The organism is Streptomyces sp. NPDC051976, assembly GCF_040680795.1.
GTDB lineage: Bacteria > Actinomycetota > Actinomycetes > Streptomycetales > Streptomycetaceae > Actinacidiphila.
The window spans coordinates 1-26664 of the sequence record NZ_JBFAXL010000088.1; the positions used below are offsets into that span (position 1 = coordinate 1).

General features: G+C 71.6%; 21 protein-coding genes. 19 read left to right on the forward strand and 2 right to left on the reverse strand.

Features of this window, described 5'->3' with window-relative positions; all coding sequences use genetic code 11:
- Positions 1-95 precede the first annotated feature (95 nt).
- Entirely contained in the window at positions 96-1106 is a 1011-nt protein-coding gene (locus tag AB0M29_RS41870; protein ID WP_365392279.1) for a LacI family DNA-binding transcriptional regulator, read from the reverse strand.
- A 113-nt stretch (positions 1107-1219) separates the two neighbouring features.
- On the opposite strand from AB0M29_RS41870, the gene AB0M29_RS41875 reads away from it, so the two are divergent.
- The 15 genes from AB0M29_RS41875 to AB0M29_RS41945 all read left to right on the forward strand — a co-directional run bounded on the left by AB0M29_RS41875 (position 1220) and on the right by AB0M29_RS41945 (position 16348).
- Positions 1220-2467 (forward strand): MFS transporter, encoded by a 1248-nt coding sequence (locus AB0M29_RS41875; protein WP_365392281.1) that lies wholly within the window; start codon positions 1220-1222, stop codon positions 2465-2467.
- A 9-nt stretch (positions 2468-2476) separates the two neighbouring features.
- A complete protein-coding gene (gene pafA, locus AB0M29_RS41880; RefSeq protein ID WP_365392283.1) occupies positions 2477-3838 on the forward strand; it encodes a Pup--protein ligase in 1362 nt (453 codons plus the stop codon).
- Between the two features lie 125 nt (positions 3839-3963).
- Positions 3964-4968 (forward strand): FKBP-type peptidyl-prolyl cis-trans isomerase, encoded by a 1005-nt coding sequence (locus tag AB0M29_RS41885; RefSeq protein ID WP_365392285.1) that lies wholly within the window; start codon positions 3964-3966, stop codon positions 4966-4968.
- A gap of 40 nt (positions 4969-5008) precedes the next feature.
- Positions 5009-5380, forward strand: a complete 372-nt coding sequence (locus tag AB0M29_RS41890) for an FKBP-type peptidyl-prolyl cis-trans isomerase (protein ID WP_365392287.1) — start codon at positions 5009-5011, stop codon at positions 5378-5380.
- Positions 5381-5486: 106 nt separating this feature from the next.
- Positions 5487-6425, forward strand: coding sequence for a WYL domain-containing protein (locus tag AB0M29_RS41895; RefSeq protein ID WP_365392289.1), 939 nt, complete (start codon positions 5487-5489; stop codon positions 6423-6425).
- Positions 6426-6450: 25 nt separating this feature from the next.
- Positions 6451-7407 carry a WYL domain-containing protein gene (locus AB0M29_RS41900; RefSeq protein WP_365392291.1) on the forward strand — a complete coding sequence of 319 codons (957 nt, stop codon included), beginning with the start codon at positions 6451-6453 and terminating at the stop codon, positions 7405-7407.
- Positions 7408-7419: 12 nt separating this feature from the next.
- Positions 7420-7686, forward strand: coding sequence for a hypothetical protein (locus AB0M29_RS41905; protein ID WP_365392293.1), 267 nt, complete (start codon positions 7420-7422; stop codon positions 7684-7686).
- A 58-nt stretch (positions 7687-7744) separates the two neighbouring features.
- Entirely contained in the window at positions 7745-7948 is a 204-nt protein-coding gene (locus AB0M29_RS41910; RefSeq protein ID WP_365392295.1) for a hypothetical protein, read from the forward strand.
- A gap of 160 nt (positions 7949-8108) precedes the next feature.
- Complete coding sequence (gene tatA / locus AB0M29_RS41915; protein ID WP_365392296.1) at positions 8109-8384, forward strand: Sec-independent protein translocase subunit TatA; 276 nt, start codon at positions 8109-8111, stop codon at positions 8382-8384.
- Positions 8385-8447: 63 nt separating this feature from the next.
- A complete protein-coding gene (tatC, locus tag AB0M29_RS41920) occupies positions 8448-9377 on the forward strand; it encodes a twin-arginine translocase subunit TatC (protein ID WP_365392298.1) in 930 nt (309 codons plus the stop codon).
- 7 nt (positions 9378-9384) lie between these two features.
- A complete protein-coding gene (locus tag AB0M29_RS41925) occupies positions 9385-10272 on the forward strand; it encodes a diacylglycerol kinase (protein WP_365392300.1) in 888 nt (295 codons plus the stop codon).
- 127 nt (positions 10273-10399) lie between these two features.
- The gene (locus tag AB0M29_RS41930; RefSeq protein ID WP_365392302.1) at positions 10400-13228 is read left to right on the forward strand and encodes a DEAD/DEAH box helicase; all 2829 of its coding nucleotides are present in this window, start codon (positions 10400-10402) and stop codon (positions 13226-13228) included.
- A gap of 214 nt (positions 13229-13442) precedes the next feature.
- Positions 13443-14216, forward strand: coding sequence for a PadR family transcriptional regulator (locus AB0M29_RS41935; protein WP_365392304.1), 774 nt, complete (start codon positions 13443-13445; stop codon positions 14214-14216).
- Between the two features lie 324 nt (positions 14217-14540).
- Positions 14541-15575, forward strand: a complete 1035-nt coding sequence (locus AB0M29_RS41940) for an ATP-binding cassette domain-containing protein (RefSeq protein WP_365392306.1) — start codon at positions 14541-14543, stop codon at positions 15573-15575.
- Positions 15572-16348: an ABC transporter permease gene (locus AB0M29_RS41945; protein WP_365392308.1), complete on the forward strand. Its 777-nt coding sequence runs from the start codon at positions 15572-15574 to the stop codon at positions 16346-16348. Before AB0M29_RS41940 ends, AB0M29_RS41945 begins: the two co-directional genes overlap by 4 nt.
- A 77-nt stretch (positions 16349-16425) precedes the next feature.
- Here AB0M29_RS41945 and AB0M29_RS41950 read toward each other — a convergent pair whose 3' ends face one another.
- Positions 16426-17280 (reverse strand): siderophore-interacting protein, encoded by an 855-nt coding sequence (locus tag AB0M29_RS41950; protein WP_365392310.1) that lies wholly within the window; start codon positions 17278-17280, stop codon positions 16426-16428.
- 314 nt (positions 17281-17594) lie between these two features.
- On the opposite strand from AB0M29_RS41950, the gene AB0M29_RS41955 reads away from it, so the two are divergent.
- The 4 genes from AB0M29_RS41955 (at position 17595) to AB0M29_RS41970 (ending at position 26552) form a co-directional block, all read left to right on the forward strand.
- Positions 17595-19130 (forward strand): cellulase family glycosylhydrolase, encoded by a 1536-nt coding sequence (locus AB0M29_RS41955; RefSeq protein ID WP_365392316.1) that lies wholly within the window; start codon positions 17595-17597, stop codon positions 19128-19130.
- A gap of 242 nt (positions 19131-19372) precedes the next feature.
- Positions 19373-21079, forward strand: a complete 1707-nt coding sequence (locus AB0M29_RS41960) for an MFS transporter (RefSeq protein ID WP_365392312.1) — start codon at positions 19373-19375, stop codon at positions 21077-21079.
- A gap of 132 nt (positions 21080-21211) precedes the next feature.
- Positions 21212-22225 (forward strand): helix-turn-helix transcriptional regulator, encoded by a 1014-nt coding sequence (locus AB0M29_RS41965; protein WP_365392314.1) that lies wholly within the window; start codon positions 21212-21214, stop codon positions 22223-22225.
- 289 nt (positions 22226-22514) lie between these two features.
- Entirely contained in the window at positions 22515-26552 is a 4038-nt protein-coding gene (locus tag AB0M29_RS41970; protein WP_365392318.1) for a carboxypeptidase regulatory-like domain-containing protein, read from the forward strand.
- Positions 26553-26664 lie beyond the last annotated feature (112 nt).

Sequence of the window (26664 nt, forward strand, 5' to 3'; positions counted from 1 at the left end):
CCTACGGGGCGCTCTTCCTCCTCCGCGGAGGTTCGTGCCCCGTCAGGGGCGCGGGGAACTGCGCGACAAGCCACGACGGCGCGGCAGGCGGGGGATCAGCGGGGGGCCGGGCCGGAGGAGGCGCGGGGGATGAGCTCGACGGGGAGCTCGGTGAGGCCGGGAGGCCGCCCTTCGAGGACGGCGAGCAGGGCCGTCATCCCGCGGGCTCCGACTTCTTCGGCGGGCAACCGCACGGTGGTGAGCTCGGGATCGAGCGCGGTGGCCAGGGAGAGATCGTCGAACCCGGTGACGGACAGGTCCCCGGGGACGTCGATCCCGAGGCCGCGCGCGGCCTTGCACGCACCGGCGGCGAGGATGTCGCCGTCACAGAGCAGCGCGGTGGGCCGGGGCCCGGGCCCGGTGAGGACCCGCTCCGCCGCGCGGCGGGCCGCACCGGTGTCGAGCGCGGAGCGCTCGGTACGCAGCAGAGCCCCCGCGGAGCGCAACTCCGCCTCGACGGCTTCCGCGCGGACCCGGAAGGTCCAGGTGTCGACGTCGGCGGCGAGATGGGCGAACCGCCGGTGCCCCAGCCCCAGCAGATGCCGCGTCACCTGCCGGATGCCGTCGGCGACGGCCAGGTTGACGGTGGCGGCGCCACCCGGCGCGTCCGGGTCGCTGTCCAGCATGACCAGCGGCAGTCCGCCGTCGCCGATGTTCGCGAGCGCGTCGGCGGCCATCGAGGAGGCGATCATGCCGTCGATGGCGGCGCGCGCCGAGCCGAAGGGGTCCCGGGCGATCCCGGTGCCCTCGGGGGACGGGTAGAGGACGACCCCGAAGTCGTGCGCGGCGGCGACCCGCGCGGCGCCCGCGTAGACCCGGGCGAAGTACTCGTGGGTGAGCGCGGGCACCACCAGCAGCGCCGTCCTGGTGCTGCCCAGCCGCAGGCTCCGCGCGGCGAGGTTGGGCCGGTAACCGAGCGTGACCGCGGCCTCGCGCACCGCGCCAGCGGTCCGCTCGGAGACCCTGCCCCGCCACTTGTCGCCGAGCACCAGTGACACGGTCGCCTGCGACACCCCGGCGACCCGTGCCACATCCCGCGAGGTGGGCCGTGCACTCCCGGTCGTCAACCTTCCGCGCCCCTTCGCTTCGTCCCTGCGGGTGGACCCGCGAGCTGCGAACATGGTACGTATAACCATAGTAGTTATACGTAACACTCCAGTCCGCGAGAGGATGGGCCGCCATGGCGACCGGTTACGGGGACCTGCTGCGCACGCGGCACGCCGCCCGGCTGCTCGGCGGCACCCTGCTGGGGCGGCTGCCCAACGCCATGGCCGCGCTGGCCATCGTGCTCTTCCTGCGTTCCCAGGGCGCGGGCTACGGACTCGCGGGCACCCTCTCCGCGCTCTACGGCGCCGCCGTCGCCGTCGGCCAGCCGCTGCTCGGGCGCGCCGTGGACCGGCGCGGGCAGCCCCGGGTGATGACGGCCGCCGCGCTGCTGTCCGCCGCGGGCTTCGCGCTGCTCGCCGCCACCGGGCCGGACCCGCTGCCGCTGGCCGTCGCCGCGGTCCTGCTGGCCGGGGTCGCCACCCCGCCGCTGGAGGGCGGCCTGCGGGCGCTCTGGCCCGACGTGCTGCGCCGTGAGGACCGGGTGCAGAAGGCGTACGCGCTGGACGCCGCCGCCCAGGAGGTGATGTTCGCCGTCGGCCCGCTGCTGGTCACCCTGGTCGTCGCGTTCGTCTCCCAGGCCGCCGCGGTGCTCGTCACGGGCGCCCTGGGCGTCGCCGGGACACTGGTGGTGGTCACCTCCCGCCCGTCCCGCCAGTGGCGCGCACAGGACCGTGAGGCGCACTGGCTGGGCGCGCTGCGCTCCGCGGGCCTGGTCGCCCTGCTGGCCTCCTTCTTCTTCGTCGGCATCGCGCTGGGCGCCGTGGCGCTGGCTGCCGTCGCCTACGGTGACGCGCACGGCGGCGGGTCGGTGGCCGCGTACGTCCTGGCCGCCAACGGCGCGGGCGCGCTCGTCGGCGGCCTCACCTACGGCGCCCGCACCTGGCCCGGCCTGCCCGAGCGCCGGCTGCGGGTGCTCTCACTGGGCCTGGCGGTCTGCTACCCGCCGCTGCTGCTGGTCCCCGCCCTGCCCTGGATGCTGCCGCTCGCCGCGCTCTCCGGTCTCTTCCTCGCGCCCGCCCTGGCCTGCGGATTCCTGGTGGTGGACCGACACGCCCCGCCGGGCACCGTGACGGAGGCGTTCTCCTGGGTGGTCACCTTCGTCGGTGTCGGCGCGGCACTGGGCACGGCCGCCGCGGGGCTGGCCGCACAACACGGCGGAAGCGCCGCCGGATTCGCCGTCGCCGCGGTGGGCGGCACGGTCGCCATGCTCGTCCTGCTGTGCACCGGCCGAATCCTGACGGTCCCAAACCTCGGAAGCGGGTCGGAAAAAGATCGAAACGGGGCGGCCGAACCCCGTTTCAGCTCCACGCATCAGGCGTAATGTTCAGACATGGACCGCCGCATTTTCGGGCTGGAGAACGAGTACGGCGTCACATGCACGTTCAGGGGACAGCGGCGTCTGTCCCCTGACGAGGTGGCGCGGTACCTCTTCCGCCGTGTCGTGTCATGGGGCCGTAGCAGCAACGTTTTCCTCCGCAACGGTGCCCGCCTCTACCTCGACGTGGGCTCGCACCCGGAGTACGCCACTCCGGAGTGCGACAACGTCACCGAACTCGTCACGCACGACAAGGCAGGGGAACGCATCCTCGAGGGCCTTCTGGTGGACGCCGAACGCAGGCTCCACGAAGAGGGGATCGCGGGAGACGTCTACCTCTTCAAGAACAACACCGACTCGGCCGGCAACTCCTACGGATGCCACGAGAATTACCTGGTGGCACGGCACGGGGAATTCTCCCGGCTCGCCGACATCCTCATTCCGTTCCTCGTCACCCGGCAGATGCTGTGCGGCGCGGGAAAGGTGCTGCAGACCCCTCGCGGCGCCGTCTTCTGCGTGAGCCAGCGCGCCGAGCACATCTGGGAGGGTGTCAGCTCGGCGACCACCCGGTCCCGGCCCATCATCAACACCCGGGACGAGCCGCACGCCGACGCCGAGCGCTACCGGCGCCTGCACGTCATCGTCGGCGACTCCAACATGTCCGAGACCACGATGCTGCTCAAGGTCGGCGCCACCGATCTGGTGCTGCGGATGATCGAGGCCGGCACCGTCATGCGCGACCTCACCCTGGAGAACCCGATCCGGGCGATCCGCGAGGTCAGCCATGACATCACCGGCCGCCGCAAGGTCAGGCTCGCCTCCGGCCGCGAGGCGTCCGCCCTGGACATCCAGCAGGAGTACTACTCGAAGGCGGTGGAGTTCTGCGAGCGCCGCGGCATCCGCAGCGGCGTCATCGAGCAGGTGCTGGAGCTGTGGGGCCGCACCCTGGAGTCGATCGGCAGCGGAGACCTCTCCAGGATCGGCACCGAGATCGACTGGGTGATGAAGTACCAGCTCATCGAGCGCTACCGGAACCGGGACAACATCACGATGTCCCACCCCCGGGTCGCCCAGATAGACCTCGCCTACCACGACATCCACCGCCGCCGGGGGCTCTACTACCTGCTGGAGCGCAAGGGCCAGGCCAAGCGGATCTGCAGCGACCTGAAGATCTTCGAGGCCAAGTCCGTGCCGCCGCAGACGACCAGGGCCCGGCTGCGCGGCGACTTCATCCGCCGCGCGCAGGAGCAGCGCCGCGACTTCACCGTCGACTGGGTGCACCTCAAGCTCAACGACCAGGCACAGCGCACCGTGCTGTGCAAGGACCCCTTCCGGTCCGTCGACGACCGGGTGGAGAAGCTCATCGCCGGAATGTGACCTTTCGCAGCCGTCACAGTCGGCTCACAGGCCCCGTGGAGAACTCGTACGGGGCCTGTGGCACGCCGTAGGGTGTGGGGCGGTATACAGCAACCGACCGTCCACGACCCGAACCGAGGAACTCCGTGCGCCGACGCTCCGTCCTGCTCGCCGTGCCCGCGCTCGCTCTCACCGCCGCAGGATGCGGCAGCAAGAGCGACAAGAAGAGCGACGCGGCCTCGTCCTCGCCCTCCGACACCGCGTCGGCCACCCCCTCCGCGTCCGCCACGCCCTCGGCGAAGATCGTCGACGGCCCGGTGCCCGCCATCACCGCGGGCACCGCGTTCGGCCAGAAGCCGACCGTGGCCAAGGGCACCGGCAAGCCGTCCAGCGACCTCGCCGTCAAGGCCGTCATCAAGGGCGACGGCCCGGCCATCGCCAAGGGCGACTACGTCCAGGTCAACTACCTCGGCCAGACCTGGGAGAGCGCCAAGGTCTTCGACACGTCGTTCGGCCGCGGCCCGTACACCAACATCCTCGGCGAGGGGAAGGTCATCCCGGGCTGGGACCAGGGCCTGATCGGCCAGAAGGTCAACAGCCGGGTGATGCTGGCCATCCCGCCGGCCCTGGGCTACGGCTCCGCGGGCAACCCGCAGGCGGGCATCAAGGGCACCGACACCCTGGTCTTCGTCGTCGACGTGCTGAACATCTACAACGCCAGCAGCTCCGCCAAGGGCAAGACCCCCGCGCAGAGCGACGCGGCCCTGCCGAAGGTCGGCACCAACACCGACGGCAAGGCGCCGTCGATCACCGTGCCCAAGGGCAAGGCGCCCACCAAGCTGGTGTCCGAGTACATCATCGAGGGCGACGGCGTCCCGGTGAAGGCCAGCGACACCCTGCTGCTGCAGTACAAGGGCGTGCTGTGGACCACCGGCAAGGAGTTCGACTCCACCTACTCCCGCAAGCAGCTCGCCGCCTTCCCGCTGGCGCAGCTCATCAAGGGCTGGCAGCAGGGCCTGGCGGGCAAGAAGGTCGGCAGCCGCGTGATGCTGGTGACGCCGCCGGACGTGGCGTACGGAGCGCAGGCGCAGCAGGGCATCCCCGCCAACTCCACGCTGGTCTTCACCTTGGACATCCTCGCCGTTCTGTAAGACTGTCCGGGTTGCAAGCAACAGCACAAGGAGTATCGACGTGAGCATCGACAAGCCCGAGATCGACTTCCCGGGCGGCGAGCCGCCGAAGGACCTGCAGATCAAGGACATCTGGGAGGGCGACGGCCCGGTCGCCAAGGCCGGGGACACCGTCTCCGTGCACTACGTCGGCGTGGCGTTCTCCTCCGGCGAGGAGTTCGACGCGAGCTGGAACCGCGGCACCCCGCTGCAGTTCAAGCTGGGCGTCGGCCAGGTCATCGCCGGCTGGGACCAGGGCGTGCAGGGCATGAAGGTCGGCGGCCGCCGCCAGCTGATCATCCCCGCGGACCTGGCGTACGGCGACCGCGGTGCCGGCGGCGCGATCAAGCCCGGCGAGACGCTGATCTTCGTCTGCGACCTCGTCGCGGTCTGATCCACACCGCACGAGGGCCCCCGCCTCCCGGCGGGGGCCCTCGGCTTTTGCCGTGGGAGCCGGGAGCGGTACGGTCAGCGCGAGAGCTGAAGACGAAGGGTGCGGGATGGCGATCGCCAAGGCCGAGCGGTTGATGAACCTTGCGCTGTGCCTGATGAACACCCGGCGCCCGGTGAGCAAACGTGAACTCCGCACCTCCATAGAGGCGTACCACGAGGTCACCTCCGACGACTCCTTCAACCGGATGTTCGAGCGGGACAAGGACGACCTGCGGGAACTCGGCCTCGTCATCGACACCGTGGAGAATCTCGACGGCGAGTTCGGCTACCTCGCCCGCAGCGACCGCAACCGGCTGCCGGACATCGCGCTCGACCCGGAGGAGGCCGCGGCCCTGGGCCTGGCCGCGAAGGTGTGGCAGCAGGCCAGGCTCGCCGAGGCGGCCAGCGGCGCCCTGCAGAAGCTGCGCGCGGCCGGTGTGCCGTACGAGGACGCCAACAGCGCGCTGGAGCCGCGTATCCCCACGCCGGAACCGGCGTTCGAGGCGCTGATGGTCGCCACCCGCGAGCGGCGGGCCGTCACCTTCGACTACCGCAAGGCAAACGCGGTACGGCCCGAGCCCCGGCAGGTCGAACCCTGGGCGCTGGAGTGCTGGCGCGGCCACTGGTACGTGGCGGGGCACGACCGCGACCGCGGCGCCGTACGGGTCTTCCGGCTGTCCCGGATCACCGGCAAGGTCCGCGCCCGCGGCGCGTTCACCGTCCCCGTGCCCGCCCATGTCGACGTCCGCGAGGCCGTCGCCCGCTGGGCCGGCGAGGGCGCCACCACCACCGCCCGGATCAGGCTGCGCCGCGACAGCGGCTACCCGCTGCGCTCCCGCGCCGTCACCACCACCCCGGTGGACGCCGACTGGGACGAGCTGGAGATCCCGTACGGCCACGGACTCGACGCCTGGCTGGTCGAGTTCGGCCCCGACGTGGTCGTCCTCGCGCCCGAGGAACTGCGCGCCGAGGTGCTGGACCGGCTGCGCGCCGTCGCCAAGGGATGACACGCATGGACAGGGGGAGCGACCGATGAGCAACGCGATCGACCAGACGCGCAGGATGCTGTCGCTGGTGACGTATCTGCGCGAGCGGCCCGGGGCGCGGGTCAGCGAGGTGGCCCGGGCGTTCGGGGTCACCGAGGCCGAGCTGATCGGCGACCTCAACGTGCTGCCGCTGTGCGGCACCAGCTTCCGCGGCGGCGACCTGCTCGACATCGACACCGACGGCGAGCGGATCTGGTGGCACAACCCCGGCACCGCCGACGACGTGGCGCAGCCGCTGCGGCTGGCCGCCGACGAGGCCACCGCGCTGCTGGTGGCCGCCCGCGCGGTGGCCAACCTGCCGGGGCTGCGGGACAGCGACCGCCAGGCGCTGCTGCGCGCCGGGGCCAAGCTGGAGGCCGCCGCGGGCGAGGCGGCCGGGTCCAGCGCCCAGATGTCGGTGACCTTCGAGTCCGAGGGCAGCGTCTTCGCCACCGTCGACCGGGCGATCACCGAGCGGCGGCTGCTGTGGATCCGCTACTACTCGCCCACCCGGGACGCGCTGACCGAGCGCGAGGTCGACCCGATCCGGCTGTTCGCGGTCGGCCACACCTACTTCGAGGGCTGGTGCCGGCTCTCCGAGGACCGGCGCACCTTCCGGCTGGACCGGGTCGCCGAGATCCGGCTGCTCGACGAGGCGTCCGACCCGCCGCGGCTGGAGCCCCGCGACCTCTCGCAGGGCCTGGTGCAGCCCGCGGGGGACGACCCCGAGGTGGTGATCGAGGTCGGCCCCGGCGGCCGCTGGGTCGCCGAGTACTACCCGCACGACAGCGCGGAGGAACTGCCCGACGGCGGTCTGCGGATCACCCTGCGCACGCCCGACCCCGGCTCGCTGCGGCGGCTGGCGCTGCGGCTGGGCAGGGACGGCAGGATCGTGTCGCCCGCGGGACTCGCCGGGGACGCCAGGGACGCGGCCGTCCTGGCGCTCGCCGCGTACGGGGAGTGAGGTGGGCCCACGATGACGTCCAGCGGTCCCGGCTGCGCCTCCCAGGCGCCGCCCCCGGCCACCCCGGTGCTGTTCCGCGCGGGCTGCCCGCACTGCCGGGCCAGCTTCGAGCTGGACGCGGGCGCCCTGCGGCTCGCCATCGGCGGCACCGCGCGCACCACCTTCTACTCCTTCACCTGCCCCGAGTGCGAGACCGCCGTCCGCAAACCGGCCGGTGAGCGGATCGTCGAACTGCTCACCGTCGGCGGCGTCCGCACCATGCGGCTGCACGCGCCCTGAGCCGGCCGGCCGCGCGGGCGCCGCGGGCGGCCATCCGGAACCGGTAGGCTCGCGCACCATGTGGTGGCTCTATCTCTGCGTCGGCCTCGCGACCGCCGGGCTCCTGGTGCTCGGGGCGCTCGCCGTCCGCGTCTTCCTCGCGGTCGAGGAACTGGCCCGGCAGGTCGCGGCCAGCACCGACGCGTTCGCCGAGGCGGGCGAGCGGCTGCAGCGGTCCGCGCGCCCGGTCGCCGAACGGGCCGGGCAGATCTCGCGGGGCTGAGCCTGCCGCCCCGCCGCCGGGGGAGGGTACCCTGGCCAGGCGGCCCCGATCGGAGCGCGGCGCGGGTCGCAGCAGGTGGATACCGGAGCATTGCCCGGGGTTCACCGGTGCACGCTACGATCACAGCCCACGCCGCCCCCGGTGAGAAGGTGGAAATCCCATGCTCGGTAACCTCAGGTTCCCGGAGATCGCCCTGATCCTTCTCGTCGTCTTCCTGCTGTTCGGTGCGAAGAAGCTGCCAGACATGGCCCGTTCGCTCGGCAAGTCGGCCCGCATCCTCAAGAGCGAGGCCAAGGCGATGAAGAACGACGGCGGCGGCACCGCGGAGTCCTCCGCGGCTCCCCAGGACGCCGCTCCCCGTACCATCCAGGCAGCGCCCGGCGACACCGCCAGCGCCCGCCCGGTCGGTGAGCCGGACCGCTCCACCAAGGCCTGACCCCGCCGACGAAGGACGAAGCCGTCACACGGGTGACGGCTGCCGCACGAGACGAGGACGTGGGTGCTCAAGACTGCCCGCAAGCAGGAGAGGGACCCCGAGGGGCGGATGCCCCTGGCGGACCACCTGCGTGAGCTGCGCAACCGGCTGGCCAAGGCTGTGCTGGCCATCCTCGTCGTCACCGTGGTGGCGGCGTTCTTCTACAAGGACATCATCCATGTCCTGCAGCAGCGGATCCCTGACAACGTCCGCTGTGTCGACGGCGCGACCCACGGCAAGGGCAACGCGGCCTGCGCCCAGATGACCGTCAGCGGTCTGATGGGCGGCTTCTCCATCGCCCTGAAGGTCTCGCTGATGGCGGGCATCGTCGGCGCCTCGCCGGTCTGGCTCTACCAGCTCTGGGGCTTCCTCGCCCCCGGCCTGCACCGCAACGAGAAGCGCTACACCCTCGGCTTCGTCGGCGCCGGTGTCCCGCTCTTCCTGGCCGGCGGCTGGCTGGCCTACGAGATCCTGCCGCAGACCGCGCGGATCATGATCGGCTTCGTGCCGAACGACACCACCAACCTGCTGGCGCTCGACGACTTCCTGGACCTGGTGGTCCGCATGGTGGTCGTCTTCGGCCTCGCCTTCGAGCTGCCGCTCGTCCTGGTGCTGCTGAACTTCACCGGGGTCGTCAGCGGCCGCCGGATGCTCGGCTGGTGGCGCGGCATGGTCATAGGGATCACCGTCTTCGCCGCCGTGGCCACCCCCACCGGCGACCCGCTCACCATGTGCCTGCTGGCCGCGCCGATCGTCCTGCTGTACTTCCTGGCGATGGGCGTCTGCTTCTTCAACGACAACCGCCGCAAGCGCCGCCGCGAGTCCGACCCGGACTTCTCGCTCGACCCGGACCAGGCGTCCACCCTGGACCACGTGCCGGACCAGATCTCCGCCGAGCCCTACGAGGACCGCACCGGCGAGCGGCTCGACGACGGCTACGACGACGCCACCTGATCCGCGCGTGACCAGCGAGATCACCCTCTTCGTCAATCCCGTCGCCGGACGCGGCCGGGGCGCCCGGGCCGCGCACCCGGCGGCCGGCGCCCTGCGCGACGCCGGATACACGGTGCGCACCGTCGTCGGCGTGGACGCGTCCGACGCGCTGGCCCGCGTCGGCGACGCCGTCGCGGAGGGCACCGGCGCGCTGGTCGCGGTCGGCGGCGACGGGATGGTCTCGCTGGCTCTCCAGGCCGTCGCCGGGACCGGCACCCCGCTCGGGGTGGTCGCGGTCGGCACCGGGAACGACTTCGCCCGGGTCAACGGGCTGCCGATACGCGACGCCGCGGCGGCGGGCCGGGCGATCGCCGCGGCGCTCAAGGAGGACCGCTACCGGGAGCTGGACCTGGGCAGGACCGGCGACCGCTGGTTCGGCACCGTCCTGGCCTCCGGGTTCGACTCGCGGGTCAACGACCGCGGCAACCGGCTGCGCTGGCCCACCGGCCGCTTCCGCTACGACCTGGCGATGCTGCTGGAGCTGGCCGCGCTGCGGCCGATCCCGTACCGCGTGACCTTCGACGACGCACCGGAGCAGGAGATCGACGCGACGCTGATCGCGGTCGGCAACGGCGCGTCCTACGGCGGCGGGATGCGGATCTGCGCGGACGCAAGCATGGACGACGGGCTCTTCGACGTGTGCGTGGTCGGGCCGTGCAGCCGCAGCACCCTGCTGCGGGTCTTCCCCCGGGTCTACCGCGGCACCCATTCCGGCCACCCCGTGGTCACCGTGCACCGCGCGGCCCGGGTGCGGCTGGCCGCCGACGACGTGACCGGGTACGCCGACGGCGAGCGGATCGGCCCGCTGCCCCTGGTCGCGGAGACGGTGCCGAGGGCGGTACGGCTGCTGGTCTGAGCCGGTCGCACGGCGGACGGGCGGTGGCCGGGCCGGAGTCGGGCGTGGTCGGGGCGCGGTCCGGGCAGGGTCCGGGCGGGAAAAGATCACGCGCTGTGTCAGTGGCGGCGGGTAGGCTCGAAGCAAGATGACCGAAGAGATGTCCCCCGCCGAGCGCTTCGCCGCCAGCCGTCGCCGGGCGGCCGAAAACGCCACCGCACTCGCCCAGTTCCGTGAGCTGTACGAGTTCGGACTCGATCCGTTCCAGATCGACGCCTGTACGGCCCTGGAGGCCGGGAGCGGCGTCCTGGTCGCCGCGCCGACCGGCTCCGGCAAGACCGTCGTCGGCGAGTTCGCCGTCCACCTCGCCCTCGCAGAGGGCCGCAAGTGCTTCTACACCACGCCCATCAAGGCGCTGTCCAACCAGAAGTACAGCGACCTCGCCAAGCGCTACGGCGCCGAGCGGGTCGGCCTGCTCACCGGTGACAACAGCGTCAACGGCGACGCGCCGGTGATCGTCATGACCACCGAGGTGCTGCGCAACATGCTGTATGCGGGCTCCCCGGCCCTCGACGGCCTCGGCTATGTGGTCATGGACGAGGTGCACTACCTCTCCGACCGCTTCCGCGGCGCCGTCTGGGAGGAGGTGATCATCCACCTGCCCCAGTCGGTCACCCTGGTCTCGCTGTCCGCGACCGTCTCCAACGCCGAGGAGTTCGGTGACTGGCTCGACACGGTACGTGGCGACACCAAGGTCATCGTCTCCGAGCACCGCCCGGTGCCGCTGTGGCAGCACGTGCTGGCCGGACGGCGGATGTACGACCTCTTCGAGGAGAAGGCGGGCGCCACCCCCGGCGCCAAGGGCCGCCGCGAGGTCAACACCGACCTCGAACGGCTCGCGAGGATGGAGAACCAGCGCGGTTTCAGCCCGCGGGGCAGGCGCGGCCGGGAGGCCGACCGGGAGCGGGAGCGCCGGGCGCGCAGCCGCGTCTGGACGCCCAGCCGCGCCGAGGTCATCGACCGGCTGGACTCCGAGCACCTGCTGCCCGCGATCACCTTCATCTTCAGCCGGGCCGCCTGCGAGGCCGCCGTCCAGCAGTGCCTCTACGCCGGCCTGCGGCTGAACAACGACGAGGCGCGCGCCACGGTCCGCTCCATCGTCGAGCAGCGCACCGCCAGCATCCCCCACGAGGACCTGCACGTCCTCGGCTACTACGAGTGGCTGGAGGGGCTGGAGCGCGGTATCGCCGCCCACCACGCGGGCATGCTGCCGACCTTCAAGGAGGTCGTCGAGGAACTGTTCCTCAAGGGCCTGGTCAAGGCGGTCTTCGCCACCGAGACGCTCGCCCTGGGCATCAACATGCCCGCCCGTTCCGTGGTGCTGGAGAAGCTGGTCAAGTGGAACGGCGAGACGCACGCCGACATCACTCCCGGCGAGTACACCCAGCTCACCGGCCGGGCCGGACGCCGCGGCATCGACGTCGAGGGCCACGCGGTCGTGCTCTGGCAGCGCGGCTTCGACCCGGCGGCGGTCGCCGGACTCGCGGGCACCCGTACGTATCCGCTGCGGTCGTCCTTCAAGCCGTCGTACAACATGGCGGTCAACCTCGTCGGGCAGTTCGGGCGGCACCGCTCGCGCGAACTGCTGGAGACGTCCTTCGCGCAGTTCCAGGCCGACCGCTCGGTGGTCGGCATCTCCAAGCAGGTGCAGCGCAACGAAGCGGGGCTCGACGGCTACAAGGAGTCGATGACCTGCCATCTCGGCGATTTCGACGGGTACATGCGGCTGCGCCGCGACCTCAAGGAGCGCGAGGCGGAACTGTCCCGGCAGGGCGCGATGCAGCGCCGTGCCGCGGCCTCGGACGCGCTGGAGAAGCTCAAGCCCGGCGACATCATCCATGTGCCCGCGGGCAAGTACGCCGGTCTCGCGCTGGTCCTCGAACCCGGCGTCCCGGCGGGCCGCTCCACCAACCACCACCACCGCCACGAGGAGTACCACGACGGGCCGCGCCCGCTGGTGCTCACCGCCGAGCGGCAGGTCAAGCGGCTGGCGCAGATAGACTTCCCCGTCCCGGTCGAGGCCCTCGACCGGATGCGGATCCCGAAGTCCTTCAACCCGCGCAGCCCGCAGTCCCGCCGCGATCTGGCGTCCGCGATGCGCTCCAAGGCCGGTACGGCGGGCTGGGCGGCGCCCGAGCGGCACCGCAAGCAGCGGTCCGCCGCGGCCGACGACACCGAGATCGCCGAGCTGCGCGCCGCGATCCGCGCGCACCCCTGTCACGGCTGCGACGACCGCGAGGACCACGCCCGTTGGGCCGAGCGCTACCACCGGCTGCGCCGCGACACCCAGCAGCTGGAACGGCGGATCGAGGGCCGTACCAACACCATCGCCCGTACCTTCGACCGGATCTGCGCACTGCTCACCGAGCTGGACTATCTGAAGGGCGATCAGGTCACCCCGGAGGGCCGCCGGTTGGCCCGGCTGTACGGCGAACTCGACCTGCTCGCCAGCGAATGCCTGCGGGAGGGGGTGTGGGACGGCCTCAACCCGGCAGAACTCGCCGCCTGCGCCTCGGCGTTGGTCTTCGAGGCGCGGCAGTCCGACGACGCGGTCGCGCCCAAGCTGCCCACCGGCAACGCGAAGGCCGCGCTCGGCGACATGGTCAGGATCTGGGGGCGGCTCGACGCGCTGGAGGAGGACCACCGGATCAACCAGACCGAGGGGGTCGGCCAGCGCGAGCCCGATCTCGGCTTCGCCTGGCCCGCCTACCGCTGGGCCTCCGGCCACGGCCTGGACGCGGTCCTCAGCGACGCGGACATGCCCGCGGGCGACTTCGTCCGCTGGTGCAAGCAACTCATCGACGTACTCGGCCAGATCGGCAACGCGGCGCCGGAGAACAGCCCGGTCCGCCGCAACTCCCGCAAGGCCGTCGACGGGCTGCTGCGGGGTGTGGTGGCGTACTCGTCGGTGGGGTAAGGCGTTTGGAACTGAGCTGAGCTGAGCCGGGCCGAGTCGGGCCGGGTGTCCCTGCGGGGGCGCCCGGCCCGTTTGCGTTCTCCGGTGGTCCGGCCCCTGGACGTGTGCCCCGACTGCTGGGAAACTCGCGATGTATCGCGCTTGTTCCGGTGTGAGACACGCGATATGCTCGGCCACGGATATACGGCGACGAGCGAGGGAAGGGGTGGACCGGGTGGCCAAGCGGCGCAAGCTCTCCAATCCGCTGGCCCTGGCGGTCATGGTCCTTCTGGGCGAGCGGCCGATGCATCCGTACGAGATCGCCCGGCTGCTCCGGCAGCGGGGCAAGGAACACAGCATCAAGATCAATTACGGCTCGCTCTACACCGTCGTCCAGAACCTGGAGAAGCACGGCTTCGTCGAGGTCGCCGGCGTCCAGCGGCAGGGCAACCGGCCGGAGCGGACGCTGTACGGGCTCACCGCCGAGGGACGGGTCGAGGCGCACGACTGGCTGGCCGACATGGTGGCCGTGCCGGTCAGGGAGTATCCGGCCTTCGAGGCGGCGCTCTCGTTGATCCTGGCGCTCCACCCGGACGAGGCGATCGAGCTGCTCACCGACCGGGCGGACGTCCTCGAGGTGCAGGCCGCCGGGGTCAAGGGAGTGATCGACAAGCTGGACGGCGACCTGCCGCGGATCTTCCTGGTGGAGACCGAGTTCCAGCACCACATGCTCCTGGCGGAGGCGGCCTGGGTGCGCGGCCTGCTCGCGCGGATCGCCGACGGCACCCTGAGCGGCACCACCGAGTGGCGGTCCTACCAGGAGACCGGCGACGTACCCGAGAGGTGGGCCGAGCTGGAGGAGCGCTTCCGGGACGAGTCCTCGGGGGAGGAGTCCTCGCGGGGCGGCGCGCCCGCACCTGGCGGTGCGCCGTCACGTGGCCGGGCGGCTTCACCTGACGGCGCGTCGGATCGTGGCGGGGCGGAGGAGGAGCATCTGAAGGAGCGCTGAGTTACTCCGGCGCCCGCTGCGGCAACAGCGGACACCGGAGTGCGAACCATCGAACGGACGCCACCTGGAGCCTTGCGGTCCGGGCGGCACCCCCCGCGGGCAGCGGGGCCAGGCGATCGAGGTGCGGCACACCCACTTTAGCCCGGCTCTCTTCCGCGGATCGGTCCAGCGGCACGTCCAGGCGGCACCCCGGCAGGTCCGGGGGCCCCGGGCGCGGCCCAGGACCGCCGAACCCGCCCCGCCCGGCGGCCCGCGCGCACCCGCTCATGCCGGTACGCGCCCGCCGCCCGGCGCGGCACACCCATCTGCGGAGGACCCGTCATCATGACCACGCACGCGCCCGCTGTCGCGGCGCACGACCTGATCAAGACCTACCCAGGGGGCGTCAGAGCCCTCGACGGCATGGGTATCACCGTGTCCGCGGGCACCGTCTTCGGGCTGCTCGGCCCGAACGGCGCCGGCAAGTCCACCACCGTCAAGATCCTCACCACGCTGGCCCGCCCCGACTCCGGCAGCGCGTCCGTCGCCGGGCACGACGCGCTGCGCCACCCCGACCGGGTCCGCCGCGCCATCGGCGTCGTCGCCCAGAAGTCCGGTGCCGATCCGGTCGCCACCGGGCGGGAGAACCTGATACTCCAGGGGCGGCTCTACGGCGTACGCGGCGCGGCTCTCGGCAAGCGCGCCGACGAGCTCCTCGACCGTTTCGACCTCACCGAGGCGGCGGGCCGGATGGTCAAGACGTACTCCGGCGGCATGCAGCGCCGCCTCGATGTCGCCCTCGGCCTCATGCACCGGCCGGAGGTGCTCTTCCTCGACGAGCCGACCACCGGGCTCGACCCGGAAGCGCGCAGCGCGATGTGGGAGGAGATCTCCCGGCTCGCCGGTGACGAGGGCCTGACGATCCTGCTCACCACGCACTACCTGGAGGAGGCGGACCGGCTCGCCGAGCGGATCGCGATCGTCGACCGCGGCCGGGTGGTCGCGGAGGGCACGCCGGACGAGCTGAAGGGCGAACTACGCGGTGACGCCGTCCATGTGGAGCTGCGCGAGGCGCCGGACGCCGTTGACGCGGGCCTGCTGGCCACCGCGCTCGGTGAGTTCGCCGGGGTGCGGGAGGTGACGGTCGTCGGGCGCAGGCTCAGTGCGCGCGCCGACGACGGGCCCGCCGCGGTGCCGCACGTGCTCACCGTGCTGGAGCAGCAGGGGGCTTCGGTCGCCTCCGTCACCGTGGCGCGGCCGTCGCTCGACGACGTCTACCTGCGGTACGCGGGGCGGCGGTTCTCCGAGGCCGAGGCCGACGGTGCTTCCGGCCCGCGTCTGGCCCCCGTCACCGCTGACGCCACCGGAGGTGCGCGATGAGTACGACTGTGCAGCAGACCTGGTACATGACGCAGCGTCAGCTCATGGCGATCTTCCGGCAGCCGGTCTTCGTGGTCATCACGCTCGTGCAACCGGTGATCTGGCTCTTCCTGTTCGGCTCGCTCTTCCGCAAGGTCGTCGAACTGCCGGGATTCGGCGGCGGATCGTATCTCGACTACCTCGTGCCCGGGGTGGTCGTGATGAGTGCGGTGTCCTCCAACATGTGGGCGGGGATGGGCACTCTGGAGGAGATCGAGCGGGGCACGCTCAACCGCTTCCTCACGACGCCGGTCAGCCGGGCGGCTCTCATGAACGCCAATGTGGTGCAGCAGGGGTTCAGTACGGCCGTGCAGTCGGTGATCATTGTCCTGCTCGGGAAGTTGGGCGGGGCGGATTATCCCGGCGGTGTCGGTGGGCTGTTCGTGTTGATCGCCGCGTCGATCCTGCTCGGTACGGTGTTCGGGGCGTTCTCCAACGCGCTGGGGATGCTGGTGCGGCAGCGGGAGAGCATCATCGGCATCAATACGTTTCTGCTGCTGCCGCTGACGTTCTTGTCCTCGGCGTTCATGGCGAGTGCGTTGATGCCGTCGTGGATGCGGCACGTCGCGGACTTCAATCCGGTGAACTGGGCGTTGGTCGCGGGGCGGTCGGCGATGGCGTCCGATCCGGACTGGGGGGACGTGCTCAGTCGGGGTGGCGGGTTGCTGGTGCTGGCGCTGGCCGCGGTGTGGTTGTCCACGCGGACGTTCAGGTCGTATCAGAAGTCCGTCTGACCGGGGGTGGTGGGTCGGGGGCCGGGGGCCGGAGCCCCCGGCCCCCTCCGGCTGCCGGGCTCGGGGTTTCTACGGGGTCAGGGGTGGGTGGGTTCTTGTTCGCGTTCCACCTGGGCGTTCCATTCGCGTTTGGAGGACTGCCAGCCGTCTTCGTCGGAGCCGCGGCGCCAGTAGCCGGAGATCGACATGCGGTCGCGGGGGATGGTGCGGTCGAGGCGGAGGTGGCGGCGGAGTTCCTTGACGAAGGTGGCCTCGCCGTGGACGAAGACATGGACGTCGCCCGGGGGGAAGTCGAGGGTGGTGACGGCTTGGACGAGGGCGTCGCCGAGGGGGCGGCCGTCGCGGTGGAGCCAGGTGATGTCGGCGTCGGCGGCGGTGAGGAGCTTCTGGTGCTCGTCGGGGTCGGCGACTTCGATGAAGACCTTGGCGATCGCGCCGGGGCGGAGGGCCTCGACGGCCGCGGCGATGGCGGGGAGGGCGCTCTCGTCGCCGGCCATCAGGTGCCAGTCGGCGGCGGGGTCGGGGGCGTAGCCGCCACCGGGGCCGCTGAAGTAGAGGGTGTCGCCGGGTTGGGCGCGGGCTGCCCAGGGGCCGGCCAGGCCCTCGTCGCCGTGGTGGACGAAGTCGATGGTGAGTTCGAGGGCGGCGGGGTCCCAGGCGCGCACGGTGTAGGTGCGGGTGCGGGGCCACTGGTCGCGGGGGAGGTCCTGGCGGAGGGCCTCGAGGTCGAGCGGCTCGGGGAGGGTGGTCCCGTCGGCGGGGAAGAGGAGCTTGACGTAGTGGTCGGTGTGGGTGCCCAGCCCGCGGGTGGTCAGCTCGGCCAGCCCGTCGCCGCCCAGGACCACTCGGATCATGTGGGGCGTGAGGCGCTCGGTGCGTACGACCCGGCCGCGGATCGGCGTCGGGGTCCTGCGCGCTGGTCGGTCCGCCATCGGCGTACCCCCGTTTCTTGTGCGTGGTCAGTTAGGCAAGCCTAACTGATGGGTGGGTGGCGTCGATTGGTGGTTTTTACTTGTTGAAGCGTGTGCTGCCTCTTGACGTGGCTGATGTGGTCCCGCTTCCATGCAGTAGCTACTGGGAGCGCTCCCACGGGACTCCTGGTGGAAAGTCCCACCACGAACTGAAGCATTCCGTCCCCCCACCGAAGGGAATTGCCCTCGTGGTTCTCACCTCGTTGAGTTCGCGTTCCTCGCTGCACCGATTGCGGGTGCTGCTGGCCGCGGCCGTCGCGGCGGCGCTGCTCGTCCTGCTCTCGCTGGCCGGGCAGTCGCACGCCACTGCCGCCGACCAGGCGGCCCCGGGTTACTGGCACACCAGCGGACGGCAGATCCTGGACTCGGGCAACAAGCCGGTCAGGATCGCCGGTGTCAACTGGTTCGGCTTCGAGACCGCCAACTACGTGGCGCACGGCCTCTGGTCGCGCGACTACAAGAGCATGATCGACCAGATGAAGACGCTGGGGTACAACACCATCCGGCTGCCCTACAGCGACGACATCTTCAAGGGCACCATGCCCACCAGCATGAACTACTCGAACGGCATGAACGCCGACCTGCAGGGCCTCAACTCCCTCCAGGTGATGGACAAGATCGTGAACTACGCGGGCTCCATCGGGCTGCGCGTCATCCTGGACCGCCACCGCCCGGACTCCAGCGGGCAGTCGGCGCTCTGGTACACCTCCGCGGTTCCGGAGTCGACGTGGATCACGAATCTGAAGGCGCTGGCCACGCGGTACCAGGGCAACCCGGCGGTGGTCGGTATCGATCTGCACAACGAGCCGCACGACCCGGCCTGTTGGGGCTGCGGTGACACCACGATCGACTGGCGGCTCGCGGCCGAGCGGGCGGGCAACGCGGTGCTCGGGGTCAATCCGAATCTGCTGATCTTCGTCGAGGGCGTGCAGACCTTCAACGGCACGTCCGGATGGTGGGGCGGCAACCTGATGGGCGTCGGGCAGTACCCCGTGCAGCTCAACGTCGCCAACCGGGTGGTCTACTCGGCGCACGACTACGCCACGTCGGTCGCCCAGCAGCCGTGGTTCAGCGACTCCAGCTTCCCCGCGAACATGCCCGGGATCTGGGACAAGTACTGGGGCTACATCTTCAAGCAGAATCTCGCCCCGGTGTGGGTCGGCGAGTTCGGCACCACCCTGCAGTCGACGGTCGATCAGACATGGCTGAAGGCACTGGTCAGTTACCTGCTGCCGACCTCGGGGAACGGCGGCGACAGCTTCAACTGGACCTTCTGGTCGTGGAATCCGGACTCCGGTGACACCGGGGGCATCCTGAAGGACGACTGGCAGACCGTGGACACCGTCAAGGACGGCTACCTGGCCAGTATCAAGGCACCCGGTTTCGGCGACTCCGGCGGCGGCACGACCGGGGGGACGACGGGCGGTACGACCACCGGTGGTACGACGACGGGCGGAACGACCACGGGCGGTACGACCGGCGGCGGCACCACCGGAGGGACCGGGAACGCCGGGTGCACGGCCACCCTGCACACCGACAACCAGTGGGGCAACGGCTTCACCGCCACCGTGACCGTCGCCAACACCGGTACGGCCGCCACCACCGGGTGGACGGTCACCTGGACCTGGCCCAGCGGGCAGCAGGAGACGAGTGGCTGGAACGCGGACATCCACCAGAGCGGTACGTCGGTGACGGCGAAGAACCTGTCGTACAACGGCGCTCTCGCTCCCGCCGCGTCGACGACGTTCGGTCTCCAGGGCACCCTCAGCGGTGGTAACAGCGCACCCACGCTGACCTGCGCCACCTCCTGACGCAGCAGTCACAGCGCTCGACCCCGACCTCGCCGGCGGGTCCCTTCGGGGGCCCGCCGGCGGCCGTGTCGGGTGACGGAATTCGACCGCGCGCGGACCCTAGGCATACCGACCAGTCGGTACTACCCTCTGGCCACACCTTCGGAGCCGGGCCGCACCGCGCCGCCGCCGCACCGAGGCACCCCACTGTCCTGCCGTCCCGACGTCACTCCCCGGTTTCCAGGACCTCCAGGAGGAGCCGTATGTCCGCCACTCCGACGCAGTTCGACGCCAGCAGACCCGGACCCGACGTGCCGGGCGTGGGCGTGCGTACCGCGCTCACCCGGCTCTACCGCCGTGACCTGGGCGCCTACCCGGCCACCGGCCGGCGCATGGCCTATCTGGCCATCGTGGTGCTCACCACGGTCGTGCTGTACTACATGCTCTACATCCAGTACGCGGTCGCCACGTCGATCATCACGCACTTCGACATGACCTACCGCTACTTCGTCTGGGTCTCGGTGGTCGGAAACGCTGTCGGTGCCTTCTCCTCACTGCTGGCCGGGCTCGCGGACCGCTGGGGCCGGGCGAACATGGTGGTCTACGGGCTGCTGGTCGCCTCGCTGCTGGTCTTCTTCGGACTGCCGAACGCCGGGAGCAAGAGCGCCTATCTGGTGCTCTTCGCGCTGGTCAGCTTTATCGAGGGCATCGTCCTGGTCGCCACCCCCGCGCTGATCCGCGACTTCTCACCGCAGCTCGGCCGGGCCACGGCCATGGGGTACTGGACGATGGGACCGGTGGTCGGCAGCCTGGTCGTCACCACGGTCACCAGCCACACCGTCGCGCACGAGAGCTGGCAGACCGAGCTGCGCTACTCGGGCATCGCCGGGTTCCTGGTCTTCGCCGTCGCGATCTTCGCGCTGCGCGAGCTGTCCCCGGCGCTGCGCGACCAGATCATGGTGACGCTGCGGGACCGGGCGCTGGTCGAGGCGCGTGCCAAGGGCATCGACCCGGAAGCGGCGCGGCGCGGCGAGTGGCGGCAGATGCTGCGGCTGGACGTGCTGGGATCGGCGCTGGCCATCTCGCTCTACCTGCTGCTGTACTTCGCGGCCGTCGGCAACTTCGTGGTCTACTTCGCGACCACCTTCGGCTACACCGAGCAGCGCGCCAACGCGCTGGCCAACTGGTACTGGGGCGCCAACGCCATCGCCCTGGTCGCGGTCGGCCTGCTGTCCGACCGGCTCAAGGTGCGCAAGCCCTTCATGATCGTCGGCGCGGTCGGCTCGATCGTGGTGACCGCGCTGTTCGCGCTGCGCGCCACCCATCCGACCACCGACTACTACACCTTCGCCTGGCTGTTCATCGGGATCGGCGTCTTCAGCGGGGTCGCCTACGCGCCGTGGATGGCGAGCTTCACCGAGACCGTGGAGAAGCACAACCCTGCGGCCACGGCGGCCGGTCTCGCGGTCTGGGGCTGGACGATACGGATCGTGGTCGCCGTCTCGGCCGCCTTCATCCCGGTGCTGGTCACCGCGGTCACCCCGCTGGTGGAGCACGGCGCCGAGGTGACCACCGCGCAGTCGCAGGCCGCGCCCGCGTTGGCCATCGTCAAGGCGCACCCGGCGATCTTCGCCGAGCTGGCGAAGTACACCCCGGCCACCACGCCGCCGGACGTGGCCGCCCGGGCGGTGCAGGAGGTCGGTCCTGCGGACCTGGCCGTGGTGCAGAAGGCGCAGCCGCAGATCAAGGTGCTGCAGGAGTACGGGCCCAAGGTGCAGAAGGCCGCGGCCGACGGTCCTGGGCAGTGGCGTGACTGGTGGTGGATCTGCGTCGGCGGGCAGGTGCTCTTCCTGCCGTTCGTCTTCGTGATGGCGGGCCGCTGGAGCCCGAAGCGGGCACGCGAGGACGCCGAACTCCACCAGGCGGCGGTGGACCGGGAGATGGAGGCGCTCGCGGCAGAGCGCGGCTGATCTCTGACGGTACGTCATGCTGGGCCGGACGGGGGCAAATCGCTCCCGTCCGGCCCGCTCGTGGTGGGCCGGGACGGGCCCTCCGTGCGAATCGCCGGTCCGAATCCCGTATCGCGGCTACAGTTCACGATCATGACCGAACGTCCGTTTGAGGCTCTGGGGTTGAGTGCCGACGCGGACCGGGCCTATCCGTTGCTGGTGGCCACGAGGGGAGTGGCGGCGGGGGAACTGGCCCGGCAGATGGGGGTACCGACCGAGCGGGCCGAGTCCGCTTGCGGTGAGCTGGCCGCGCGCCACCTGGTGCGGCTCGGAGGTGACGGGCGCTGGTATCCGGCCCCGCCGCAGTCCGGGCTGCTGCCGCTGGTCGCGCGCGCCCAGGAGCAGTTACGGCTGGGCAGGGAGCTGCTCGACCGGCTGGGGGTGGAGTACCAGCGGGTCCACGAGGGCTACCGCGCCGAGGAGATCGTGCAGGTCGTCGAGGGGCACACGGCGATCCGGCAGTGGATCGGGCAGGTCCATGACGCGGCCACCACCGATCTGGCCGCCTTCGTCAGGGCGCCGGGCGACCTGGCGGAGGAGGACGGCGATCCGTTCGCCTGCGGCGCCGTACTGGGTCCGCGGGTACGCCGCCGGCTGGTGTTCGAGCGCGCCGGACTCGAGGCGTCCGGCATCGGCTGGGACGGCGGGGGCACGTACACCCGCGTCACCGACCGGCTGCCGGTGCGGCTGTGCCTCGTGGACCGCTCGCTGGCGCTGCTGCCGCTGGCCGCCGACGCGCGGCCACCCGACCCGGTGATGCTGGTGATCCGCCCCAGCGGTCTGCTCGACGCGCTGGTCACCCTCTTCGAGTCGGTGTGGGCGAGCAGTGTGCCGCTCGGCGGCCGGGACGCCGAACACCCGCACAACGCCCTGCAGTTACGGGTTCTGGCGATGCTGGTCAGCGGCAGCACCGACACCGCGATGGCGCGCGCCCTCGGCGTGGCCGTACGGACCGTGCAGCGGCACATCGCGGCGATGCAGCGCGACGCGGGCGTCGACAACCGGGTGCAGCTCGTCTGGTACGCGGCCCGGCACCACTGGCTGGACGACGATTTCGAGGCACAGGGGGTTGTACCGTCCGGATGGCGTGAACCTGACGCCGGGTAGCGGTGTGAAGAGTGTCAGGTATCCGACAACCCTCTCGGGTTCCTGTGAGGCGGGTGAGGCACAGGTATACGCCAGCGGTCCGATCGGCCCGCAACCGGCCATGACCTCGTCCCGGCCCGGTCCCACCGGCAACACGGAGTCCGCCTTGCGCATACCCCTTCCCAGACGGAAACCAGGACGGCGCGCCGCCACCGCGGTCGCCACCCTGGCATCGGCCACGCTCGCCGTACTCGGCCTCCAACTCCCCACCGCGGCAACGGCGTCCGCCGCGCCCACGGCCCGCCACGACGTGGTGCGGCAGTGCGGCGACGCCAAGCCCGGCCAGTTCCGCTGCTTCGCGCTGCGCCGCACCGACGTGTCCGCGCACAAGGGCGTCCAACCGCTCGCCACCACCCCGGACGGCTTCGGCGCCACCGACCTGCAGAGCGCCTACGCGCTGCCCGCCGACGGCGGCGCGGGCCAGACCGTCGCCATCGTCGACGCCTACGACGACCCCAACGCCGAGGCCGACCTCGCGGTCTACCGCCAGCAGTACGGCCTGCCCGCCTGCACGACCGCCAACGGCTGCTTCAGCAAGGTCAGCCAGCGCGGCGGCACCGACTACCCGACCCCCGACCCGAACTGGGCGGGCGAGATCTCGCTCGACGTCGACATGGTCTCCGCCGCCGCGCCCAACGCCCACATCCTGCTGGTCGAGGCCGACTCGGCCAACTTCCAGGACCTGGGCGCCGCGGTGGACGAGGCGGTCGCGCTCGGCGCGAAGTACGTCTCCAACTCCTACGGCACGGCGTACACCTCCGCGCCCGGCAGCGGCGAGGACCCGTCCGAGACCACCAGCATGGACCCGTACTACAACCACCCGGGCGTCGCGGTCGTCGCGTCCTCCGGTGACGACGGCTACGGCGTCAGCTACCCGGCGGCCTCGCAGTTCGTGACCTCCGTCGGCGGCACCGCGCTGGCCAGGGACACCGGCACCAGCCGCGGCTGGACCGAGTCGGTGTGGAACAACAGCTTCGGCGGACCCGGCTCCGGCTGCTCGGCCTTCGAGCCCAAGCCCGCCTTCCAGACCAACGGCTTCTGCGACAAGCGGGCCGTCGCCGACGTCTCCGCGGTCGCCGACCCGGTGACCGGCGTGTCGGTCTACCAGACCTACGGTGGCGGCGGCTGGGCGGTCTACGGCGGCACCAGCGCCTCCTCGCCGCTGATCGCGGGCGTCTACGCGGCGGCCGGCACCCCGGCGCCCGGCACGTACCCGAACGCGTACCCGTACGCCCAGGCCGGTGCGTTCAACGACGTGACGACGGGCAACAACGGCACCTGCACCCCGGCGGCGCTGTGCACCGCGGGCCCCGGCTACGACGGGCCGACCGGCCTGGGTACGCCGCACGGCCTCGCCGCCTTCCGCAGCGGCCCGCACGGCGTGCTGACCGGCACCGTCACCGACCACGCCACCGGCACCGCCCTCGCGGGCGCGAAGGTGACCGCGGGCGACTACAGCGCCACCACCGACGCCACCGGCGCCTACAAGCTGGACATCCCGCCGGGCAGTTACGACCTGACGGCCGCCGCGTACGGCTACAAGTCGTCGACCGCCACGGGCGTGACACTGGCCGACGGCGCCACCGTCACCACGTCCTTCGCCCTCGACGCGGTGCCCACGCACACCGTCACCGGCCGCGTCACCGACGGCTCGGGCCACGGCTGGCCGCTCTACGCGAAGATCACCGCCGACGGCGTCCCCGGCGGCCCGGTCTTCACCGACCCCGCCACCGGCGCCTACACGCTCACCCTGCCCGAGGGCAGCAGCTACACCCTGCACGTGACCGCCAACTACCCCGGTTACGTCAAAACGGACAAGAGCGTGACGGTCGGCACCGCCGACCAGACGGCCAACATCTCCGTGCCGGTCGACGCCGTCGCCGCCCAGGCCCCGGGCTACGCCGTCCATCTGACGGGCAACACCGAGGGATTCACCTCCACCACCGGGCCCCCCGCGGGGTGGAGCGTCAGCAACGCCACCGGCACCAGCGGCGGTTGGGGCTTCACCGACGCCGGATCGCGCGGCAACAGGACCGGCGGCAGCGGCGGCTTCGCCATCATCGACAGCGACCACATCGGCCAGGGCCTGAGCCAGGACAGCTCCCTGCTGTCCCCGTCCTACGACCTCAGCGCCGCCACCTCGCCGACCCTCGGCTTCGACACGGACTACAAGGAGTTCTCCAACTCCACCGCCGACGTGGACATCTCGGCCGACGGCGGCACCACCTGGACCAACCTCTGGCACAAGACCACCACCTCGGTCGCCGGACCCGCCCATGTGGACCTGCCGCTGACCGCCTACGCGGGCAAGAGCGACGTACGCCTGCGCTTCCACTACACCGGCAGCTGGGCGTACTGGTGGCAGCTCGACAACGTTTTCGTCGGGCAGCGCAGTTACGACCCGGTGCCCGGCGGACTGCTCGTCGGCAACGTGACGGACACCAACACCGCGGCGGGGGTCAACGGGGCCACCGTCACCAGCACGGACGCGCCCGCCGAGCACGCCACCACCACCGCCACACCCGACGACCCGAACCTGGGCGACGGCTTCTACTGGGTGTTCTCGCACCTGACCGGCAAGCACCCGGTCGCGGCGGCCGCGTCGCACTACACGGGTGCCACCGCGCAGGTGTCGCTCGCGCCCGACACCACGGTCAGCCATGACTTCTCCCTCAAGGCGGGCCGTATCAAGGTCACCCCGGCCTCCATCAGCAAGACGGTGGCCTGGGGCAAGAGCGCGACCCAGGCGGTGACGGTCAAGAACACCGGCACCGCGCCCGCCACCGTCACCCTGGGCGAGACCCCGGGCGGAGCCGTGATCGCCACGTCCGGCGGCGCCCCGCTCAACCTCGTCAAGGGCAGCTACTCGCCGCTCTCCCTCGCCGCCCACGGCGCGAAGGCGGGCGCCAAGTCGACCGCGGGGAAGGCCACTTCGCACTCGGCGTCGGACGTACAGGGCGCCGCGGGCACCGCCTGGCAGACCATCCCCGACCTGCCCGCGACCACCGGTGACAACGCGGCGGTCGTCCACAACGGCACCGTCTACTCCGCCTTCGGCTACACCGGGGCGGCCGACACCAGCAACCTGTACGCGTACAGCGCGGACAGCGGCGCCTGGACCAAGCTCGCCTCCGCCGCCGACACCCGTGAGGCCCCGGTCCACGGCGTCATCGGCGACAAGTTCTACGCGGCGGGCGGCTGGGGTGCCAGTGGCGACCCGGACGCCAAGCTGGAGATCTACGACTTCGCCGCCAACACCTGGAGCACCGGGGCGAGTTCGCCCAAGCCGTACGCCGGTGCGGGCAGCGCGGTGCTCAACGGCAAGCTGTACGGGGTCGGCGGCTGCACCGCCTCCGCCTGCGGCACCACCGACGTCACCGTCTACGACCCGGCGAGCGACAGCTGGGCCTCAGCCCCCGCCTACCCCGAGCCGGTGGCCTGGGAGTCCTGCGGCGCGGTCGCGGGCAAGCTGTACTGCTCCGGCGGCACCACCGACGCGGGCAGCATCAAGCACGCCTATGTCCTCGACCCGGCGGCCGGCACCTGGTCGCCGATCGCGGACCAGCCCACCGACGCCTGGGGCGCGTCGTACACCTCCGCCAACGGCCTGCTGCTGGTCAAGGGCGGTGCCATCAACGCGGGCGCCGCGCTGACCAACCAGACCTGGGCGTACAACCCGGCCGACAACACCTGGACCGCGCTGCCCAACGCCAACAACTCCCTCTACCGGGGCAGCGGCGCCGCGGGCTTCTACTCGGTCGGCGGCCTGGCCGGGACCTCCCCGGCCAAGAGCGCGGAACTGCTGCCGGGCTACGACCAGCCGGACGTCACCGACGTCACCTGGCTGACCGAGAGCGCCACCTCGGTCACCCTGGCGCCGGGCGCCAGCACCACGGTCACCGTCACCCTGGACGCGTCGGTACCCGAGATCACCCAGCCCGGGACCTTCACCGCCGCGCTGAGCCTGGCCACCGACACCCCGTACGCGTCGGCCCCCGTGGGCGTCTCGCTGACCGTCAAGCCCCCGGCGACCTGGGGCAAGATCACCGGCAAGGTGACCGCCTCCGGCGGCGCCCCGCTGGCGGGAGCGACCGTCCAGATCAACACCTGGGCGACGCACTACACCCTCAAGACGGGCGCGGACGGCAGCTACGCGCTGTGGCTCGACGTCCGCAACAACCCGCTGCAGGTCATCGTCGCCAAGGACGGCTACCAGCCGACCGTGGCCACCGTGAAGATCACGAAGGGAACGACCACCACGAGCAACTTCACCCTGCTGAAGGACTGACCGCACTTCCCGCGGGCCCCCCCCCGCCGGGCCCCCCCCCGCCGGGGGGCCCCCCGGGGGCGCCCCCGGGGGCCCGACGGGCGGGGGGGGGGGGGGGGAAGGGGGGTTGAAA

Coding starts and splice junctions, on each gene's coding strand:
- AB0M29_RS41875 (WP_365392281.1), top strand. CDS start 1,220: ATGGCGACCGGTTACGGGGACCTGCTGCGCACGCGGCACGCCGCCCGG.
- pafA (WP_365392283.1), top strand. CDS start 2,477: ATGGACCGCCGCATTTTCGGGCTGGAGAACGAGTACGGCGTCACATGC.
- AB0M29_RS41895 (WP_365392289.1), top strand. CDS start 5,487: ATGGCGATCGCCAAGGCCGAGCGGTTGATGAACCTTGCGCTGTGCCTG.
- AB0M29_RS41900 (WP_365392291.1), top strand. CDS start 6,451: ATGAGCAACGCGATCGACCAGACGCGCAGGATGCTGTCGCTGGTGACG.
- AB0M29_RS41905 (WP_365392293.1), top strand. CDS start 7,420: ATGACGTCCAGCGGTCCCGGCTGCGCCTCCCAGGCGCCGCCCCCGGCC.
- AB0M29_RS41910 (WP_365392295.1), top strand. CDS start 7,745: ATGTGGTGGCTCTATCTCTGCGTCGGCCTCGCGACCGCCGGGCTCCTG.
- tatA (WP_365392296.1), top strand. CDS start 8,109: ATGCTCGGTAACCTCAGGTTCCCGGAGATCGCCCTGATCCTTCTCGTC.
- AB0M29_RS41930 (WP_365392302.1), top strand. CDS start 10,400: ATGACCGAAGAGATGTCCCCCGCCGAGCGCTTCGCCGCCAGCCGTCGC.
- AB0M29_RS41940 (WP_365392306.1), top strand. CDS start 14,541: ATGACCACGCACGCGCCCGCTGTCGCGGCGCACGACCTGATCAAGACC.
- AB0M29_RS41945 (WP_365392308.1), top strand. CDS start 15,572: ATGAGTACGACTGTGCAGCAGACCTGGTACATGACGCAGCGTCAGCTC.
- AB0M29_RS41950 (WP_365392310.1), bottom strand. CDS start 17,280: ATGGCGGACCGACCAGCGCGCAGGACCCCGACGCCGATCCGCGGCCGG.
- AB0M29_RS41960 (WP_365392312.1), top strand. CDS start 19,373: ATGTCCGCCACTCCGACGCAGTTCGACGCCAGCAGACCCGGACCCGAC.
- AB0M29_RS41965 (WP_365392314.1), top strand. CDS start 21,212: ATGACCGAACGTCCGTTTGAGGCTCTGGGGTTGAGTGCCGACGCGGAC.